General features: G+C 67.9%; 20 protein-coding genes. 12 read left to right on the top strand and 8 right to left on the bottom strand.

Translation table 11 applies throughout. The annotated features are described in order from the left end of the window. Nucleotides 1–43 precede the first annotated feature (43 nt). The gene (locus tag ABS767_RS15440) at nucleotides 44–226 is read left to right on the top strand and encodes a Flp family type IVb pilin (protein ID WP_408079957.1); all 183 of its coding nucleotides are present in this window, start codon (nucleotides 44–46) and stop codon (nucleotides 224–226) included. A gap of 124 nt (nucleotides 227–350) precedes the next feature. Beyond that, a complete protein-coding gene (locus ABS767_RS15435) occupies nucleotides 351–518 on the top strand; it encodes a Flp family type IVb pilin (RefSeq protein WP_066665303.1) in 168 nt (55 codons plus the stop codon). A gap of 109 nt (nucleotides 519–627) precedes the next feature. Here the strand turns inward: ABS767_RS15435 and ABS767_RS15430 are convergent, their stop codons facing one another. From ABS767_RS15430 to ABS767_RS15415, 4 genes are all read right to left on the bottom strand, one after another. Continuing rightward, nucleotides 628–1,575, bottom strand: a complete 948-nt coding sequence (locus ABS767_RS15430; protein WP_408079955.1) for an acetyl-CoA carboxylase carboxyltransferase subunit alpha — start codon at nucleotides 1,573–1,575, stop codon at nucleotides 628–630. Nucleotides 1,576–1,584: 9 nt separating this feature from the next. Further along, nucleotides 1,585–2,514, bottom strand: coding sequence for a tyrosine recombinase (locus ABS767_RS15425; RefSeq protein ID WP_408079953.1), 930 nt, complete (start codon nucleotides 2,512–2,514; stop codon nucleotides 1,585–1,587). Next, the gene (locus ABS767_RS15420; RefSeq protein WP_408079951.1) at nucleotides 2,511–4,019 is read right to left on the bottom strand and encodes a hypothetical protein; all 1,509 of its coding nucleotides are present in this window, start codon (nucleotides 4,017–4,019) and stop codon (nucleotides 2,511–2,513) included. Before ABS767_RS15420 ends, ABS767_RS15425 begins: the two co-directional genes overlap by 4 nt. A gap of 280 nt (nucleotides 4,020–4,299) precedes the next feature. Then, entirely contained in the window at nucleotides 4,300–4,437 is a 138-nt protein-coding gene (locus ABS767_RS15415; protein WP_408079949.1) for a hypothetical protein, read from the bottom strand. A gap of 80 nt (nucleotides 4,438–4,517) precedes the next feature. Between ABS767_RS15415 and ABS767_RS15410 the strand changes: the two genes are divergently transcribed. Together ABS767_RS15410 and aroB are read left to right on the top strand one after the other, a co-directional pair. Next, nucleotides 4,518–5,057 carry a shikimate kinase gene (locus tag ABS767_RS15410; protein ID WP_408079947.1) on the top strand — a complete coding sequence of 180 codons (540 nt, stop codon included), beginning with the start codon at nucleotides 4,518–4,520 and terminating at the stop codon, nucleotides 5,055–5,057. Then, entirely contained in the window at nucleotides 5,054–6,154 is a 1,101-nt protein-coding gene (aroB, locus tag ABS767_RS15405) for a 3-dehydroquinate synthase (protein ID WP_408079945.1), read from the top strand. The genes ABS767_RS15410 and aroB overlap by 4 nt, the downstream gene beginning before the upstream one ends. 24 nt (nucleotides 6,155–6,178) lie before the next feature. Here the strand turns inward: aroB and dnaA are convergent, their stop codons facing one another. The 3 genes from dnaA to mutM form a co-directional block, all read right to left on the bottom strand. Beyond that, entirely contained in the window at nucleotides 6,179–7,540 is a 1,362-nt protein-coding gene (dnaA, locus tag ABS767_RS15400; protein WP_408079943.1) for a chromosomal replication initiator protein DnaA, read from the bottom strand. A 447-nt stretch (nucleotides 7,541–7,987) separates the two neighbouring features. Beyond that, the gene (gene rpsT, locus ABS767_RS15395; RefSeq protein ID WP_408079941.1) at nucleotides 7,988–8,251 is read right to left on the bottom strand and encodes a 30S ribosomal protein S20; all 264 of its coding nucleotides are present in this window, start codon (nucleotides 8,249–8,251) and stop codon (nucleotides 7,988–7,990) included. A gap of 144 nt (nucleotides 8,252–8,395) precedes the next feature. Further along, nucleotides 8,396–9,208 carry a bifunctional DNA-formamidopyrimidine glycosylase/DNA-(apurinic or apyrimidinic site) lyase gene (gene mutM / locus ABS767_RS15390; protein ID WP_408079939.1) on the bottom strand — a complete coding sequence of 271 codons (813 nt, stop codon included), beginning with the start codon at nucleotides 9,206–9,208 and terminating at the stop codon, nucleotides 8,396–8,398. Between the two features lie 55 nt (nucleotides 9,209–9,263). Here mutM and ABS767_RS15385 point away from each other — a divergent pair, with 55 nt between their 5' ends. Genes ABS767_RS15385 through ABS767_RS15350 form a run of 8 tightly spaced genes read left to right on the top strand, consistent with a single transcriptional unit; the run spans nucleotide 9,264 to nucleotide 16,241 of the window. Further along, nucleotides 9,264–9,995, top strand: a complete 732-nt coding sequence (locus ABS767_RS15385; RefSeq protein ID WP_408079937.1) for a class I SAM-dependent methyltransferase — start codon at nucleotides 9,264–9,266, stop codon at nucleotides 9,993–9,995. Then, entirely contained in the window at nucleotides 9,992–11,524 is a 1,533-nt protein-coding gene (ubiB, locus tag ABS767_RS15380) for a 2-polyprenylphenol 6-hydroxylase (RefSeq protein WP_408079935.1), read from the top strand. The genes ABS767_RS15385 and ubiB overlap by 4 nt, the downstream gene beginning before the upstream one ends. Before the next feature lie 31 nt (nucleotides 11,525–11,555). Further along, nucleotides 11,556–12,662, top strand: a complete 1,107-nt coding sequence (locus ABS767_RS15375; RefSeq protein WP_408079933.1) for a hypothetical protein — start codon at nucleotides 11,556–11,558, stop codon at nucleotides 12,660–12,662. Then, nucleotides 12,659–13,834 carry a bifunctional phosphopantothenoylcysteine decarboxylase/phosphopantothenate--cysteine ligase CoaBC gene (gene coaBC, locus ABS767_RS15370; RefSeq protein WP_408079931.1) on the top strand — a complete coding sequence of 392 codons (1,176 nt, stop codon included), beginning with the start codon at nucleotides 12,659–12,661 and terminating at the stop codon, nucleotides 13,832–13,834. The genes ABS767_RS15375 and coaBC overlap by 4 nt, the downstream gene beginning before the upstream one ends. Continuing rightward, on the top strand, nucleotides 13,824–14,618 hold the full coding sequence (locus tag ABS767_RS15365) for an alpha/beta hydrolase family protein (RefSeq protein ID WP_408079929.1): 795 nt from the start codon (nucleotides 13,824–13,826) through the stop codon (nucleotides 14,616–14,618). Before coaBC ends, ABS767_RS15365 begins: the two co-directional genes overlap by 11 nt. Next, nucleotides 14,615–15,061, top strand: coding sequence for a dUTP diphosphatase (gene dut / locus ABS767_RS15360; protein WP_408079927.1), 447 nt, complete (start codon nucleotides 14,615–14,617; stop codon nucleotides 15,059–15,061). Before ABS767_RS15365 ends, dut begins: the two co-directional genes overlap by 4 nt. After that, complete coding sequence (locus ABS767_RS15355) at nucleotides 15,061–15,486, top strand: hypothetical protein (RefSeq protein WP_408080735.1); 426 nt, start codon at nucleotides 15,061–15,063, stop codon at nucleotides 15,484–15,486. Before dut ends, ABS767_RS15355 begins: the two co-directional genes overlap by 1 nt. Beyond that, nucleotides 15,483–16,241, top strand: a complete 759-nt coding sequence (locus ABS767_RS15350) for a HesA/MoeB/ThiF family protein (protein WP_408079925.1) — start codon at nucleotides 15,483–15,485, stop codon at nucleotides 16,239–16,241. Before ABS767_RS15355 ends, ABS767_RS15350 begins: the two co-directional genes overlap by 4 nt. Here the strand turns inward: ABS767_RS15350 and ABS767_RS15345 are convergent. Further along, nucleotides 16,238–17,587, bottom strand: coding sequence for a metal-dependent hydrolase family protein (locus ABS767_RS15345; RefSeq protein WP_408079923.1), 1,350 nt, complete (start codon nucleotides 17,585–17,587; stop codon nucleotides 16,238–16,240). The genes ABS767_RS15350 and ABS767_RS15345 overlap by 4 nt on opposite strands. Nucleotides 17,588–17,627 lie beyond the last annotated feature (40 nt).

The raw sequence follows: 17,627 nt of genomic DNA, 5'->3' as shown, positions 1-17,627 counted from the left end.
TGTTTCCCTAAATCCAAACGGCACCTGTTGGAGGGGCCGCGACGTGCGACCGCTGAAGTCATTGCCGGGACGCCTGCTACGCTGCTCGCGCGGCGCGACGGCGGTCGAATATGGCTTCATCCTCGCGCTCATCGTCCTGGTCATGATCGCTGCGCTGAGCGAACTCGCCAGCGGTACCACCGGCATGTGGAACAACGTCAGCAACAAGGTCCAGAGCGCGCGCTAATTTTTGCGCGCACGGCGCCCGCGCTAAGGCCTTTATTAACCTCCGCATCTTAATTTCGAACTGCTGGAACCGGGCCTCCCGGGGGCAGCCGGGAAATGAAGCGTCTAATTCCATGGAGACCGGTATGAACACGATCCGCAAGATTTTTGGCAACAAGAAGGGCGCGACCGCCATCGAGTACGGCCTGATCGCCGCTCTGATCGCCGTCGCCGCCATCGCCGCGATGCAGGGCCTGGGCAACCAGCTCAAGACCACCTTCACCAACGTTTCGTCGAACATGAAGGCGTCGTAAGACCTCTTCCACCGACAACTGAACAGGGGGGCGGCGGACCATCGGTCTGCCGCCCTTTTTCGTTATCTGCTTGGGCTAACTACGCCAGCAAGGCCGCTGCCAGAAATGCCTACGCCCGGCCCATCGCGAGGAATTTCGCACGGCGGCTCTGGCGGAGCGATTCGGCACTCTGGCCCGACAGGTCGGCGAGTGAAGATTCGATCGCATCGCCAAGCGAATCGATCGCAGCGGCGTGGTCGCGATGCGCGCCGCCGAGCGGCTCGGCGACGATCGTGTCGATCACGCCCAGTTCCTTCAGATGCTGCGCGGTTACCTTCATCGCCTCTGCCGCGTCCGCAGCCTTGTCGGCCGTGCGCCACAGGATCGACGCGCAGCCCTCGGGCGAAATCACCGAATAGACGGCGTGCTCCATCATCAGCACGCGGTTGCCGGCGGCAAGTGCGACCGCGCCGCCCGAACCGCCCTCGCCCAGGATCGACGCGACCATCGGCACGCCGAGGTTGAGGCACGCCTCGGTCGAGCGGGCGATCGCCTCCGCCTGGCCGCGCTCCTCGGCCTCCATGCCCGGAAAGGCGCCCGAGGTGTCGACCAACGTCACCACCGGGATGCCGAACTTGTCGGCGAGCTCGACCAGGCGGATCGCCTTGCGATAGCCCTCGGGCTTTCCCATGCCGAAGTTGTGGCGAAGGCGGCTGGCGGTGTCGTCGCCCTTTTCGTGGCCGATCACCATCACGCGCTGCCCGCGAAAACGGCCCAGGCCGCCCTGGATCGCCTGATCGTCGGCAAAGGCGCGGTCGCCGCCAAGCGGCATGAAATCGGTGATCAGCCGCGCGACATAATGTTTGAAATGCGGGCGCTCCGGATGACGCGCGACCTGTGTCTTTTGCCACGGCGTCAGGCGGCCATAGGCATCCTTGAGGAAGCGATCGGACTTGGCCTGAAGCTTGGCGACCTCGGCCTCGATATCGACTTCGCCGCCCGCCGCGGTGTCGCGCAATTCGTCGATCCGCGCCTGAAGCTCCGCGATCGGTTTCTCGAATTCAAGAAAGCTAGCCATCGCGCGGCCCTATGCCCGGTCGCGCGTCGCGTCAACGCGGGGCGCATCGGTGAGCGGGTGGCGTTCGTTGACGAGCTGCACCAGCCGGGCGCTGTCGACGTGCGTATAGATCTCGGTCGTCGCGATGTCGGCGTGACCCAGCATCGCCTGGAGTGCGCGCAGGTCGGCCCCGCCAGCAAGCAGGTGCGTCGCAAAGGCGTGGCGCAGCACGTGCGGGCTGATGCGGTCGGGCGGGATGCCCGCCTCCGCCGCGATCGCCCGCACCATCTGATAGAGGCGGATGCGGCTGAGATGGCCCTTGCCCGAGGGGAACAGCCACGGCCGCGCCGCATCGACATGCCCGCGCCACGCGGCGACGGCGGCGCGTGCACGATCGGACAGCGGGACCAGACGTTCCTTGCCCCCCTTGCCGCGCAGGATCAGATAGGGCTTGTCGGGCTGGATCGCGGCGCGCGGCAGCGAGACAAGCTCGCTGGCGCGCAGGCCGGAGCCATAGAGCAGTTCGATCAGCGCTAGCAGCCGCAGATCGCGTGGATCGGGCGGAACGCGCTCGATGCGCCGCTGAATCGCCTCGAAGATCGCCTCGACATCTGCGTTCGACAAGGTCTTCGGCAAGCTGCGCGCGCTTCCGGGGCGGGGCAGTGCTCCACCCGGATCGTCGGACCGAAACCCTTCGCCGAGCAGAAAGGCGAAGAAGCGGCGCAACGCCGCTGACTTGCGCGCGACGGTCGTCCGGGCAAGGTCGCGCCATTCCTCCGCCAGCCGTTCGATCGCGGCACGATCCGCCAGCGCAAGCCCGCCCTCCAGGACTTGCGAAGCGAGCCGCAGGTCGGTGCCATAGGCGGCGAGCGTGTTGGCCGAAGCCCCCGCCTCGGCCGCCAACATCTCCAGAAAGCGCTCGATCAGCGCCGGGTCGTCGCCGCGACGATTCCCGGTCAAAGCCGGGTGATCGCCTCGACGGCGATCATCCGGGCGTAGCCGTCCAGCCCGACCTGGGTGAGCGCGCGCGTGATATGGTAGAGCGCCTCGGGTGACACCCCGTCCCACACGCGGCTCTGCATCCCGACTGCGGCGAGCAGCACGACCGTGCCAGGCTGGCCCGCGTCGGCCGCGCGCGCGATGGCGCGGGTCCACGCGTTCTGCGTCCCGAATTCCACGCCCGACGCGCGCATCAGCCGCTCACCGTCGCCGGCAGGAATGCGTCCCATCCCCGCCATAGCCGCGACCAGCATCGCGCCATTGGTGCCGTCGGCATCGTTGCGATACGCCTCGACATCGCCGACCGCGACCGCCCGGGCCGGCTCGGCGAGCAGCAGCATGCCCCAGCCATCGCTGCCGCGCGCGGCGACCTGCTTCCAGCGCAGTGCGGCGCGGTCCAGTCCGGCGCTCAGCATCGAAGCGATCAGACGATCGGCATCCTCGCGATGCGCCTCCGATGGCGTCACGCGGGCAGCGGCGCGCGCGGTGAGAATCAGGCGGCTATAGGTGGCGCGCGGCCCCTGTGCCTCGTCCCACAACTGTCGCATCCGCTCGATGCGCTCTTCGGCGGTGGCCGCGGTGAACGCGGCGCGCAGATCGCGCGCCACCGCGACCTCGGCGATCGACGTATCCTCCTGCGCCTCGATCTCGCCATAGAGATCGGTCAGCGCCTGGCTCGAGAACACGCCCTGGCTGGCGGCCGCTTCCGCCGCGGCGGCGCGGTCGCGCAAGCCCAGAGCGGGCGACGTCGCGCGCCAATAGCGCAGCTGCGGCCCAGCCGTGCCGTCGAGGCGCGAGGGAATGTCCGTCGACGAGGCTACCGCAAGACCCCAGCGCCACGCGCTGATGCGGTCGACCGCGTCCCATTCGATCGTGACGGCGCGTCGCCCGGAGACCCCCATGCCGACGAGCTTTTCTGCAAGCAGCACGTCGATGTCGTTGCCCATCCGACGCCTGCTCGCGTCGATCAGGGGCCCCGCCTTGCTGGGGTTGCCGTCGAGACCGGCGCAGATCGCCTCTGCGAGCCGCCAGTTGCGATCCGGGGCGGTTTCGAGCGCGGGAACGACCATCGGACACAAGCCGCCCGGATCGGCGGTGGCGAGCATCGCCTGCATCGCCACCTGGAACATCTTGGGCGTATAGTTCGCGATGTCGACCGACTGCACCATCGCGCGGGCGGCATCGGCCTCGCCCATGCGGATCAGCAGCCACGCGCGCTCGGCGGCGAAATCGGCGCCGTTCAGGCCCCGCGGCGTGTTTACTCGCGACAGGAGCGCACGGCGCAACGCGATCGACAACCAGCGCGACGCGATCGGCACGTCCAAACGGCGCATGAGCGTCTGAAGGAAACCGCCATCCGCGCTTCCGAACGCCGTAACCGGCAGCCCGTCGCTGGTCGGCGAAGACGGACCGACCTGCGCCAGTGAACGCTTGGCGAAATCGGGCAGTTCGTACCGCGCGATCACCGCATAATCGATCTCACCGGGTTCGGCTCCGGCCTCGTCAGCCGCCGCAGCGGGAGTACCGTCGGAAGCGGTCGGAGCAGAGGTCGCAGCGCCAGAAGGCGCAGGTGCCGGAGCTCCGGGAGCAGTGGTCGGTCTCGCGGCGGGAGCGGGAGCGGGCGCAGGCGCAGGTGCCGGCACTGGATCATCGAAGCCCGGCGGCAGGAGCGATTCGGGACGATCCTGCCCCAGCGCGGGAATCCCAACGCCGGCCGCGACCGCAAGAACGGCAGCGAGAGCGGTTCTAGTTCGAGAGATTTTCAAGCGGGACGACCTTCTCGACGCGCACCGGCTGCTTCTCGGTATCGCGGCCCGCGAGGAAGAACAGCCCTCCGATCAACAGGATAGCGACAATCACGACGATGACGAGCGAACGGGACATCGACCCCCTCAAAACCAATTGCTGCACAGGCGACGGGCCTTTTGCCCGCGCGCGATGCTCGCTGTATAGCGCCCGCGACCATGCTGCAAACCCGTCCCGCCGATCCTGTGCCGATTACCCGCCCGATCGTGTTGATCGGGTTGATGGGTGTCGGCAAGACGACCGTAGGGCGACGGCTCGCCCAGCGACTTCGCCTGCCCTTCGTCGACGCGGATGTCGAGATCGAGGCAGCGGCGGGAATGACGATCGCCGAAATCTTCGACCGGTTCGGCGAGCCGCATTTCCGCGACGGCGAGCGGCGCGTGATCGCCCGCCTGATCGACGGCGCACCCAAGGTGATCGCGACGGGAGGCGGCGCATTCCTCAACGAAGCGACCCGCGCGCTGATCCTTGACCAGTCTACCGCGATCTGGCTGGACGCCCCCCCCGAAGTCCTGGCCGAGCGGGTCGCCAAGCGCGACCATCGGCCGCTGTTGCGTGGAAAGGACCCGTTGAAGGTGCTCACCGAACTCGCCGCCCTGCGCAATCCCGTTTACGCGCTCGCGCCGATCCAGATCACCAGCAAGGTGGCGCCGCACGAGGCGACGGTGAACGCGATCCTGACGGCGATCGGCCGATGAAGATCGTTCCGGTCGCGCTGGGCGCGCGCAGCTATGAGGTTCGGATTGCGGCAGGGCTGCTGGAGGATGCCGCCGCGCATCTCGCCCCACTGGCGCGCAACCGCCCCTTCGTCATCGTCACCGATGCCAATGTCGCGCCGCATGCGCAGCGGCTCGGTGCAACACTGGAGGCTGCGGGGCTGGCCAGCGAGACGATCGTGCTGCCCGCCGGCGAATCCACTAAGAGCTGGGCGCAGCTCGAATCGCTGACCGACGCGCTGCTGGAGCGCGGGATCGAGCGGGGCGACCATGTCATCGCGCTCGGCGGCGGGGTGATCGGCGACCTGGTCGGATTCGCGACGTCGATCCTGAAGCGCGGATGCAAGTTCGTGCAGATCCCGACGACCTTGCTCGCCCAGGTCGACAGCTCGGTCGGCGGCAAGACCGCGATCAATAGCCGCGCGGGCAAGAACCTGATCGGCGCGTTCCACCAGCCGTCGCTCGTGCTGATCGACCCCGACCTGCTCGACACGCTCCCGCTGCGCGAGCAGCGCGCGGGCTATGCCGAAGTCGTCAAATATGGGCTGATCGACGATGTCGCGTTCTTCGAATGGTGCGAAGGCAATGGCGCCGCATTGCTGGCGGGCGATTCTGCGGCACGCGCGCTCGCGATTGCCCATTCGGTCGGCGCCAAGGCGCGGATCGTGGCGGAGGACGAGCGCGAGACCACGGGCAAGCGTGCGCTGCTCAACCTCGGCCACACCTTCGGCCACGCGCTGGAGGCCGAGACGGGGTTTTCCGATCGGCTGCTGCATGGCGAAGGCGTCGCGGCCGGCATGGCGCTTGCCTTTGCCTATTCGGCGCGGCGCGGCCTGTGCCCGGGGCAGGATGCCGAGCGCGTCGCGGCGCATCTGCGCGCGAGCGGGCTGCCGCACGATCTCGCCAGCGCGGGCATCACCGCGAGCGGCGCGCGGCTGGTGGAGCATATGCTGCACGACAAGAAGATGGACGCCGGGACCCTCCCCTTCCTGCTCGCGCACGGGATCGGGCGGACCTTTCTCGACAAGCAGGTCGACCTGACGGACGTAGCGGCGTTCCTGGACGAGCTGCCGCGCTAGGGGGCCGTCTCGCGCCGTGCCCTTTCAGGCCTCGAGCTGGCGCATCAGGCTGCGCACGGCGCCATCGATCTCGCTGTCAGTGCCGCGCAGTTCCTCGATCCGGCGGACGGCGTGGATCACGGTCGAATGATCGCGATTGCCGAACTTGCGGCCGATCTCGGGCAGCGAACGCGTGGTCAGGCGCTTGGCGAGATACATGGCGATCTGGCGCGGACGGGCGATCGCGACGGCGCGGCGCTGCGATACCAGATCGAGCTGCTTCACGTCGAAATGCGACGAAACCGCCTTCTGGATCTCGTCGATCGTGATTCGCCGCTGACCGCCGCGCAGCGCTTCGCCCAGCACGCTCTCGGCGAACTCGATCGTCACCGCTTCGGCGTTGTTGAGCTGCGCATAGGCGACGAGGCGGTTGAGCGCGCCTTCGAGCTCGCGCACCGACGAGCTGATCCGCGTGGCGAGGAGGTCGAGCACCGCGCCCGGCACGACCGCGCCCGGCATGTCCTCGAGCTTGCGGTCGAGGATCGTGCGGCGCAGGCCGAGCTCGGCAGGCTTGATATCGGCGGCAAGGCCCGATCCCAGCCGCGAGGCGAGCCGCGCCTCGATGCCTTCGAGCGCGAGGGGGCTGCGGTCGGCGGCGATGACCAGGCGCTTTCCTTCGCGCATGAATTCGTCGACCGTGTGGAAGAACTCCTCCTGGGTCGATTCCTTGCCGGCGATGAACTGGAGATCGTCGATCATCAGCAGATCGACCCCGCGCAGCCGCGCCTTGAAGCTGAAGGTATCCTTCTCGCGCACCGCGCGGACGAATTCGAACATGAAGCGCTCGGCCGGCATGTAGATCGCGGTCGCGTCCGGGCATGCATCGAGAAAGGCGTGGCCGATCGCATGCATCAGGTGAGTCTTGCCCTGCCCGGTGGTGCTGTGGAGGTAAAGCGGGCTGAAGCGCGGCTTGCCCGGCTCGGCCAGCCCGCGCGCCGCGTTGAAGGCGACGCGGTTGCTGGTGTCCACCACGAAACGATCGAAGGTGAAGCGCGAATCGAACCGCGGACGCTCGCCCGCTCCGGCCTGGGCCGAGGGCGCGACGGGCGCTGCCGCCGGCACCGCGACGGCGTCGGCAGCAAGCTCGCGGGTTGCGCGGGCATCGACCGTCTCGATCGAGACGGTCCGGATACCCGGCAGCTGCGAACGGAATTCCATCACCAGCCGGTCGGCATAGTGATTCTTGACCCAGTTGGTCATGAACGCGGACGGAAGCCCGAGGCGGACGGTGTCCGCATCCTCGCCGGGGATGAGAACGATCGGCTTCAACCACTGATCGAACAGGCGCTGGCCCGCAGAGAGCCGCAGATTGCCGCGCACTCGTGTCCAGGCCGTCGCTTGATCCATCCGTCTTAGCCCCCTCGGTTCGCGCCGTCCGCGCGCAACATCCCCCGGCGCGGAAAGCGACTCCTTCCGCACGCGAATTTCGCTCAGGCAAAAGATACCCGTCGGCGGAATCGCATCCGCGTCACAACGGTACCTTCGCTGATTCCCGCCCGACAGAAACGCCGTGGCGGAGGTCTGTTTTAGGGACGAATTTTCGAGTCGATCAAGAGGGCCGGATGTAAAGAATCTGAAATAAGTAGGCTTGACTCACACCAGCCACGGTTTTCCGTTAATTCGCTGCTATCGCGCTGAATTAGAACAAAAATTCCGCCTTATAGCGAGCGGAGAAGTTCACGACTCGTGCGAATCTGCCGCTTTGCCGATTCGGCTTATTCCAACCCATTGAGCACAAAGAAAAACCCCGCCGGACGCGTCCGACGGGGCCGTTCAAACAGCCTGTTTCGACGATCAGCCGAGCGCGGTCACGCGCTTGGTAAGACGCGAAAATTTCCGCGCGGCGGTGTTCTTGTGCAGCACGCCCTTGGCCACGCCGCGCGCCATTTCCGGCTGCATCGCCTTCAGCGCGGTCTCGGCAGCCGCCTTGTCGCCCGACGCGAGCGCGCTCTCGACCTTCTTGACGAAGGTACGGATACGGCCGACGCGCGCTCCGTTCACTTCGGCGCGGCGGTCGTTGCGGCGGATGCGCTTCTTGGCTTGCGGCGTGTTCGCCATGAATCTTCGTTCCTGTTTTCAATGCGAAAAGAGGCGCGGATTTCCGTCCGACGCCTCGGGAAAGCGCGCCCCTTAGCGAGAGCGGACGATTCGGTCAACCTTTTGCGGCGCAGTTGATGCGCCTGCGGGACCAGGCGATCAGGCTTACTTCTGGCAGCGCGGACACCAGAAGGTGGAGCGTCCGCCCTCGGCATAGCGGGCAACCGTGCCGCCGCATTCGCACGGCTCGCCTTCGCGGCCATAGACCTTGAACTGCTTCGAGAAATAGCCGAGCTCGCCATCGGGCTGGGCATAGTCCCGCAAGGTCGACCCGCCCGCCTCGATCGCCGATTCGAGCACGGTATGGACCGCCGCGACGAGTCGCTGGAGCCGGGGCCGGGTAAGCGATCCGCCGCTGCGCCGCGGTGAAATCCGCGATTCGTACAGCGCTTCGCACACATAGATGTTGCCGAGTCCGGCGACGATCCGCTGATCGAGCAACAACAGCTTGATCGACGCGACCCGACCGGCAAGCGCACTGCGCAGATGGTCGGCGGTAAAGTGCGGCCCGAGCGGCTCGGGCCCGAGCGCCACGAAGGGCGGCCATTCCCCGATCGCGTCGGTCGCGACGAGATCGAGCGATCCGAATCGTCGGGCGTCATTGAGCACCAGCCGCCGCCCGGCTTCGGTCTCGATCAGCAGATGGTCATGCGGCAGCACTTCCGCCGGATCGATTCGCCAGCGTCCGGACATGCCCAGATGAAAGATCATCGTGTCGCCGCGATCGGTGTCGATCAGGCCGTACTTCGCGCGTCGCCCCAGCGCGGTCACGGTGGCGCCGGTCAGCCGCTGGCCCAGATCGGCCGGCATCGGACGCCGCAGATCGGGGCGCCGCAACTGGACCCGCGCAATTCGCTGGCCGATCAGCGCGGGGGTTAGGCCACGGACGGTCGTCTCGACTTCGGGTAGCTCGGGCATTTTGTCCCGCTAAGCGGGCTTTGCCGCGTCCACAAGGCCCGCTAGGAGAGCGCGCATGACCGACACCGTTTCCTTTGGCTATGAAGAGGTTGCCCCCGACGAAAAGACGCGCCGGGTTGGCGGCGTCTTTTCCAGCGTGGCCGCGCGCTACGACATCATGAACGATGCGATGTCGGGGGGGCTGCACCGCATCTGGAAGGACGTCTTCGTTCGCCGGGTCAAGCCGCGCGAGGGCGAGGCAATCCTCGACATGGCCGGCGGCACCGGCGACATCGCGTTCCGCATGGCCGAACATGGCGCGGCGGTAACCGTGGCCGATATCAACCCCGACATGCTTGCGGTGGGGATCGACCGCGCGGCCAAGCGCGGCATTGATGGCTTGGTCTGGAGCGAGGCGAATGCCGAGACGCTGCAATGGCCCGACCGCTTTTTCGACGCGTACACGATCGCGTTCGGCATCCGGAACGTCACCGACATCCCTGCAGCCTTGCGCGAGGCGCATCGCGTGCTGAGGCGCGGCGGGCGGTTCTTCGTCCTCGAATTCTCGACCACGCTGTGGCCGGGATTTGCGGACGTGTACGACGCCTATTCGCACCATCTGGTGCCCAAGCTGGGGCAGGCACTGGCGGGCGATGCCGACAGCTATCGCTACCTCGTCGAATCGATCCGGCGCTTCCCCGACATGCCGACCTTCGAGGCGATGATCAAAGACGCGGGCTTTGTGCAGACGCGCGTCGAACCGATGCTGGGCGGCCTTGTCGCCATTCATAGCGGCTGGAAGATTTGACCGCTCCCGCCGTCCATCTGTGGCGCCTGCTCAAATGGGGCCGGACGCTGGCGCGCCACGGCGCGCTGCGCGGCATCGAGCGCGACCGCAACACGCCGGCCCCTGTTCGCCGGCTCGCGCGGATCGCCCGCTTCGGCGCGCGCGTGCCGACCGTGCCGCGCTATGCCGATGCCCTGCAAGCGATCGGCCCCGCCGCGATCAAGCTCGGCCAGACCCTGGCAACGCGACCCGATCTGATCGGCGAAGAGGCGACGCACGACCTGATGCGGTTGCAGGACGCGCTGCCGCCCGTGCCGTTCGCCATCATCCGCGATGCGATGGAGGCGAGTTTCGGCCGCCCCCTGGAGACATTGTTCAGCGAGATCGAGGAGGTGCCGATCGGCGCCGCGTCGATCGCACAGGTGCACCGTGCCACCACGCTCGACGGCAAGCGCGTCGCTGTGAAAGTCCTGCGCCCGGGGATCGAAGCCGAGTTCGCGCGCGCCATCGACACCTATGAATGGGCGGCCGCGCAGGTCGAGGGGATGGGCGGCGAGGCGGCTCGCCTGCGCCCTCGCCTCGTCATCGAGACGTTCAAGCGCTGGACCGCGCGCGAACTCGATCTGCGGCGCGAGGCGGCATCCGCGTCCGAACTGAGCGAATCGATGGAGGCGGAGCCCGATTTCACCGTCCCTGCGATCGACTGGCAGCGGACCACGGGTCGGGTGATGACGCTGGAGTGGATCGACGGCATCAAGCTGTCGAACCGCGACGCACTGATCGCCGCCGGGCATGATACCGAGAAGCTGGCGCATCTGCTGGTGCGCGCATTCCTGCGCCAGGCGATCTCCGAAGGATTTTTCCACGCCGACATGCATCAGGGCAATCTGTTCGCCCTGCCCGGCGACCGGATCGCGGCGATCGATTTCGGCATCATGGGCCGGATCGACCGGCGCGCGCGCGTGTGGCTGGCGGAAATCCTCTACGGCCTCATCACGGGCAATTACCGCCGCGTGGCAGAGATCCATTTCGAGGCGGGATACGTCCCCCCGCACCACAATGTCGCCGAATTCGCGACCGCGCTGCGTGCGGTGGGCGAGCCGATGCGCGGCCTGCCGGTCAAGGACATGAGCGTCGGCATGATGCTCGACAGCCTGTTCAACATCACCCGCGATTTCGATATGCAGACCCAGCCGCATTTGCTGTTGCTGCAAAAGACGATGGTGATGGTCGAGGGCGTGGCGACGCGGCTGCACCCCGACATCAATCTGTGGGACAGCGCGGCCCCGTTCGTGCGCGAATGGATTCGCACCGAATTGGGCCCCGAGGCGTTTCTGGCGGACCGGATTTCCGAGGATCTGAAGACTCTCGCCCGCCTGCCCAAGCTGCTGCGCAATATCGAGCGCCATTTCCCAGACCCCGGCGGCGCGCCCCCCGCCCCGCCGCTGCGCGAGATCGAGGTGGTACGCGTGGGCGGCGGCTGGCGCTATTTTGTGGTCGCACTGCTCGCCGCGGGCGCGGGTGCAGCCGTCACCTTCCTGCTTGCCTGACAAGCAGCGCTCGGCACGCTAGAGACACGGCATGACGCGCACGCCGCTCTGGCTGTCCACCCCCAGTCGTTTCGCCGCCCTGCCGACGTCGCGCGCGCGATCGGTGCTGGCGGGCGTCGCGATGCTGATATTGGGGGCGCTGACCGTCCTGTTCGTGCCGCTGCCCGACCCCGACGCGGTCGGCGCGGGCGCAGACCGCCAGACCGATATCGCGCTGTACGAATCGATCGTTGCCGCCGTCGCGCATGGCGAGGACTATTACCGAGCGACCGCCGACGCGCTCCGCCTGGGCGGCTATCCGCTTCGCCCGTTCCTCACCTTTCGCCTTCCCGGGCTCGCGATGGTTCAGGGGACCGTGCCGCCTGCGGTGATGCTGGCATTGCTCTATGCGACCGCAGCAATCGCCGCATGGCTATGGTATCGCCGCATTGCCGAGGCCCTGCCGCGCTGGCCGGCGCGGATCGCCGCGCTGATCCTCCTGGCGGCGGGAATGCTGGCATTCGTCCAGCCCGCGCTGGTCGCCTTTCACGAAATCTGGGCCGGCCTTCTCGTCGCGACCAGCCTCGCGCTACGGCGTCCCGGCCGCTGGGTCGAAGCCGCCGCGATCGGATGCATCGCGATGCTGATCCGCGAGACCGCCGCGCTTTATGTCATGGTCATGGCCGCGATCGCCATGGCCGAAGGCTATCGGCGCGAGGCGGCGGGATGGGTGGCGGGGCTGGGACTTTTCGCCCTCGCTCTGACCGCGCACGCCGTGGCGGTTCAGGGCGTGACCGGTCCGCTCGACGCCGCATCGCCGGGATGGGTGGGGATGAACGGCTTTGGCCTGTTCGTGCGCGCAATGACGCTGGCGACGGGGCTCCAGTTGCTGCCCCCGGCGGTGGCCGCGATCCTCGTCGCGCTGGCACTGCTGGGCTGGGCAAGCTGGCGCGATCCGCTGGCGGTGCGCGCGCTCGCCCTATTCTGCACCTACGCGCTGGTAATCAGCCTGTTCGCGCGGCTCGACACCTTTTACTGGGGGCTGATCGTCGCCCCTGCATTCCTCGTCGGGCTGGCCTTTGCCCCGGATGGGCTGCGCGACCTGTGGGTCCGCGCCCTCGACAGGCGGCGGGTCAGGGTGCAGAGGATCGAGCAATGAAACGCATCCTCCTGATCGTCGGCGGCGGCATCGCTGCCTACAAGGCGTGCGAGCTGATCCGGCTGATCCGCAAGGCTGGCCATTCGGTCACCTGCGTGCTCACCGCAGGTGGGCAGCACTTCGTGACTCCGATGACGCTCGCTGCCCTGTCCGAGAACCAGGTCTATACGACCTTGTGGGATCTGAAGGATGAGGCGGAAATGGGGCACATCCAGCTCAGCCGGGCGGCCGATCTAGTGGTTGTCGCCCCCGCCACCGCGGACCTGATGGCGAAGATGGCGGCAGGCATCGCCGACGATCTGGCCACCACGCTGCTGCTCGCGACCGACAAGCCCGTGCTCGCCGCTCCGGCGATGAACGTGCGGATGTGGCAGCATGCAGCGACCCGCCGCAACGTCGCCACGCTGCGCGCCGACGGTGTTATGGTGATCGAACCCGACGAAGGGCCGATGGCGTGCGGCGAGTTCGGCCCCGGCCGCCTCCCCGAGCCCGAGGCGATTTTGCGCGCGATCGAGCATGCGCTGGCGCCCTCCGCAGGGCGGCTCAGGGGCAAGCATGTCCTGGTAACCGCCGGGCCGACGCACGAGCCGATCGATCCGGTTCGCTACATCGCCAACCGCTCGTCGGGGAAGCAGGGCTTTGCCATCGCCGGCGCCCTTGCCGCACTGGGCGCGCGTGTGACGCTCGTGGCGGGACCCGTGACCCTGCCGACGCCTGCAGGGGTGGACCGCGTCGACGTCGAGACCGCTCGCGCGATGGCGGCGGCAGTCGATTCCGCCCTGCCCGCCGACGCGGCCGTGATGGTCGCGGCCGTCGCAGACTGGCGCGTGAGCGATGCGGCAGGGCAGAAGATCAAGAAGGAGGAGAACTCTCCGGCGCTGGCCTTGGTCGAAAATCCCGACATTCTTGCCGGCCTTGCGGGAAGCGCGCAGCGCCCCCGCCTCGTGGTCGGATTCGCCGCGGAAACCGAACAGGTGATCGAACACGCCATCGCGAAACGGACTCGCAAGGGCGCAGACTGGATTGTCGCGAACGATGTTTCGGGCGATGTGATGGGGGGCGATGCCAATACGATACATCTTGTCACCGCGACGGGGGTCGAGAGCTGGGAAAAGCTGGCCAAGCCCGATGTCGCGCGTCGCCTTGCGGAGCGGATCGCCGATGCGCTCTAGCCTGCTGCTCCTCGCGCCGCTGCTGCTCGCCGGCTGCGCGGCGACAACGTCGAAGGTCCCCGCGCCGAACCTGTTCACCCAGAGCTATGGCAAGTCGCCGCGATCGGCCTCGACGCTTTATGTCGTCGTACATGGCGACGGCGTGCGCACGTCGATCGATACCAGTGCCTTCGTCGAATCGCTCGCCGCGGCCGAGCCGGACAGTGCCGTCGTGCGCCTGCTCCGTCCGGGCTATTCCGACGGAAAGGGTGGCCAGTCGCCCGGTGTACGCGGGACGAGCAGCACCGACGACTATACGCCCGAGCGGGTCGCCGCGGTGGGCGACGCGATCGCCGCGTTGCGCCAGCGCTATCGCCGGGCACGAGTCGTCGCGATCGGGGAGGCCGGGGGGGCGATCGTCATCGCCAACCTGGCCGGTCTGCGCCCGCGGCTGCTGGACGGCATCGTGCTCGTGTCCTGCCCCTGCGCCCTGCCCGAATGGCGAAAATATATTGCGGGGCGCGAGCCGAACGAACCGCGCTGGCGCGAGAAGCTGGTCAGTCTCGATCCGCTGCAGACGGCCGGCGGCATCCAGCCCGGGCTGCGCGCCGCGATCCTGATCGGCGGTGCCGACACCCGCATTCCCGCGCGCTTCTCGCGCAGCTATGCCGAGGCGTTGAGCCTGCGCGGCATCGCCACCGATTTCCGTATCCTGCCTGACCGGACCGCTCCCGTGCTGGACGATCCCCAGGTGATCGAAGCGGCACGGCGTCTGGCGGCCGCTTTGCCGAAGACGCGCTCGTGACCGCTCCGATCACGATCCGCCTGCAGCGCCTGCCCCATGGCGAAGGCCTGCCGCTCCCCGCTTATGCAACCGCAGGCGCGGCGGGGATGGACGTGGTCGCGGCGGAAGATCTGATGCTGGCGCCCGGCGCGCGCCATGCCGTCGCCACCGGCTTCGCCATCGCGATACCGCCCGGCTACGAAGTCCAGGTGCGCCCGCGCTCCGGTCTTGCGCTCAAGCACGGGATCACCTGTCTCAACACGCCCGGCACGATCGACGAGGACTATCGCGGTGAAGTGAAGGTGATCCTCGCCAATCTGGGCGACACGCCGTTTCCCATCGCGCGCGGCGACCGCATAGCCCAACTGGTCCCCGCGCCGGTGCAGCGTGCGGTCTTCGACGAGGTCGCGACGCTGGACGACACCGCGCGCGGTACCGGCGGTTTCGGATCGACGGGTCGGTGATGCAGGGCGCGTCGCTCTCGCTGATGCTGCTTGCCTGGCAGGCGCCGGCGGTTCCGCAAGAGCCGGCAGGGCAGAATCCGGCCGCCGCGATCGATTGGTCGCGCCTGCCCGACCTGCCCTATCGCGAGACGCCGCAGATGACGCCGGCGATGCACGACTGGGCCCGTGGACAGGTGCGAGCGCGCAAGTGCCGCGCGGGTCGGCTGGTCGACGGCCGCCCGGCAGTCCGCGTCGAGGTTGCGGCGCTGATCGATCCGGAGACCGGCGTGCGTACTACCATCCCGCGCGCGATCGGCTGCCCGACGGTGGAGCAATATGCCGCCGGTCTGGTGGCGGGCTTTTCGCGCAACAACCTCGTGCCGCGTACCGCCGCTCCCGGTGCCGTCTGGTATCGCGCGACGGTGACCTTCGCCTGGCGGCAATGAGCTTTTCCGACGCCGAACTCGAACGCTATGCCCGCCACATCGTCCTGCCCGAGATCGGCGGCGCGGGGCAGGCGGCGCTCAAGGCGGCGCGGGTGCTGGTAGTGGGCGCGGGAGGAATCGGATCGCCGGCGTTGCAGTATCTCGCGGCGGCGGGCGTGGGACGCATCACGGTCGTGGACGACGATCGGGTCGATCTGTCGAATCTGCAGCGGCAGACGATCTTCGCGACGCCGGATGCGGGTCGCTTCAAGGCGGACGCTGCGGCAAGCCGAGCCGAAGCGATCAACCCGCACATCGAAGTGGACGCGCGTCAGATACGCCTGGATGGCGGCAATGTGGACGAGTACGTTCAAGGCAGCGGCGTCATCCTCGACGGCACCGACAGTTTCGAGACGCGCCTGCTGGTCGCCGACGCTGCGCTGCGCCACCGCGTCCCGCTCGTCAGCGCGGCGGTCGGACGGTTCGAGGGGCAGCTCGGCGTGTTTCGCGGCTGGGAAGCGGACAAGCCCTGCTATCGCTGCTTCGTGGGGGGCGACCCGGAAACCGCGGGGATCAACTGCGCGGAACAGGGCGTGCTCGGCGCGTTGACCGGGATCATGGGCAGCCTCGCCGCGCTCGAAGTGATCCGCGCGGTCCATCCGTTCGGGGAGGACAGCGCGGGCAAGCTGCTGCTGGTCGACACGCTGGCGCTGCGCTTCCGCACGCTAGCCCTGCCCAAGGACCCCGGCTGCTTAGCCTGCGGATCTGACGCCTAGTCCACGGGGAACGCCTGGCGCTTGCCTGCAGTCTTGTGGACGACGCCATGGCGCATCACGAACTCGACCTGCTCCATCCTCTTCACATCCTCGAGCGGGCTGCCCGCGACCGCGATGATATCGGCATCCTTGCCAGGTGCGATCGAACCGATGGTCGATGACCGGCCCAGCGCTTCGGCGGCATTCACCGTTGCAGTCTTGAGCGCCATCGCCGGGGTCATCCCCGCCTTCACCATCAGCGCGAATTCCTGCGCATTGTCGCCGTGGCGCGAGACTCCGCTGTCGGTTCCGAACGCGACCTTGACGCCCGCGGCATAGGCCTTGCTGTGGCTTGCGAAGGCGGCGGCGGCGGCTTCCTCCGCCTTGGGAATCACGGCGGGCGGCAGCAGCCCCTTGCGCGCCTGCTCCAGCGCGGCGGCGGGGGCCATCATCGTCGGAACCAGCCAGGTGCCGTTCTTCTTCATCATCGCGATCGCCTCGTCGTCGAGGAACGAGCCATGGTCGATCGTGTCGACACCCGCCACAATCGCCGCCTTGGTCCCCGCCGCCGCGTGGCTGTGCGTCGCGACCTTGCGGCCGAGGCCGTGTGCAGTCTCGATAATCGCCTTCATCTCGTCGTCGGTCATCGCGCGGCCGAGGCCGCCCGAGACGTTGGAGAGCACGCCGCCGGTGGACATGTATTTGATGACCTGCGCGCCGAGCGCGATCTGCTGACGCACCGCGCGGCGGCAGTCATCCGGGCCGTCGCAGGTGTTGATCTGGTGCTTGTGAATCGCGTCGGCAAAGACCTCCGCCACGCCGTTGCTGCCATCGGCATGCCCGCCTGAGACCGAGATCGCGTTGCCCGCATTGACGATGGTCGGCCCGGCAATCACCCCGCGCTCGACGCCTTCGCGCAACGCCCGCATGCCGCGCGCGCTGCCGCCCAGGTCGCGCACGGTGGTGAAGCCCGCCTCCAGCGTCACACGTGCATTGCCCACCGCATGCATCATATCGTCCGCGTCGTCGGTGTTCAGCGCCGTCAGCCGCGCGCGCAGCGGATCGCCCCCGATGCCCCACAGATGCACATGCATGTCGATCAGCCCCGGCATCACGAACCGGTCCTTGAGGTCGATCAGGCCCGCCCCGCCCTCTGGCGCAACGAAGCCGTCGCGGATCTCGACGATCTTGCCGTCGCGCACGATGATCGTGCTCGCGCCGCGCGGCGCCTCGCCCGGCGTGGCGAGCAGCGTGCCGGCATGGATATATTTGATCGTCGCGGCGGCTGGGGGCGCGGACGTCGGCTCCTGTGCCGCGAGCGGCGTGGCGGCGAGCAAGGCGATGGTGATCGCGGCGATTTGGCGCATGGAAGTCTCCCCTGTTTGCCACAGCCTATGCGGCAAATCC

This window comes from Sphingomonas plantiphila, from assembly GCF_046000505.1.
Taxonomy (GTDB): Bacteria; Pseudomonadota; Alphaproteobacteria; order Sphingomonadales; family Sphingomonadaceae; genus Sphingomonas; species Sphingomonas plantiphila.
The sequence above is the reverse complement of the archived record's forward strand: the minus strand, read 5'-3'. Positions and strand labels throughout refer to the sequence as shown.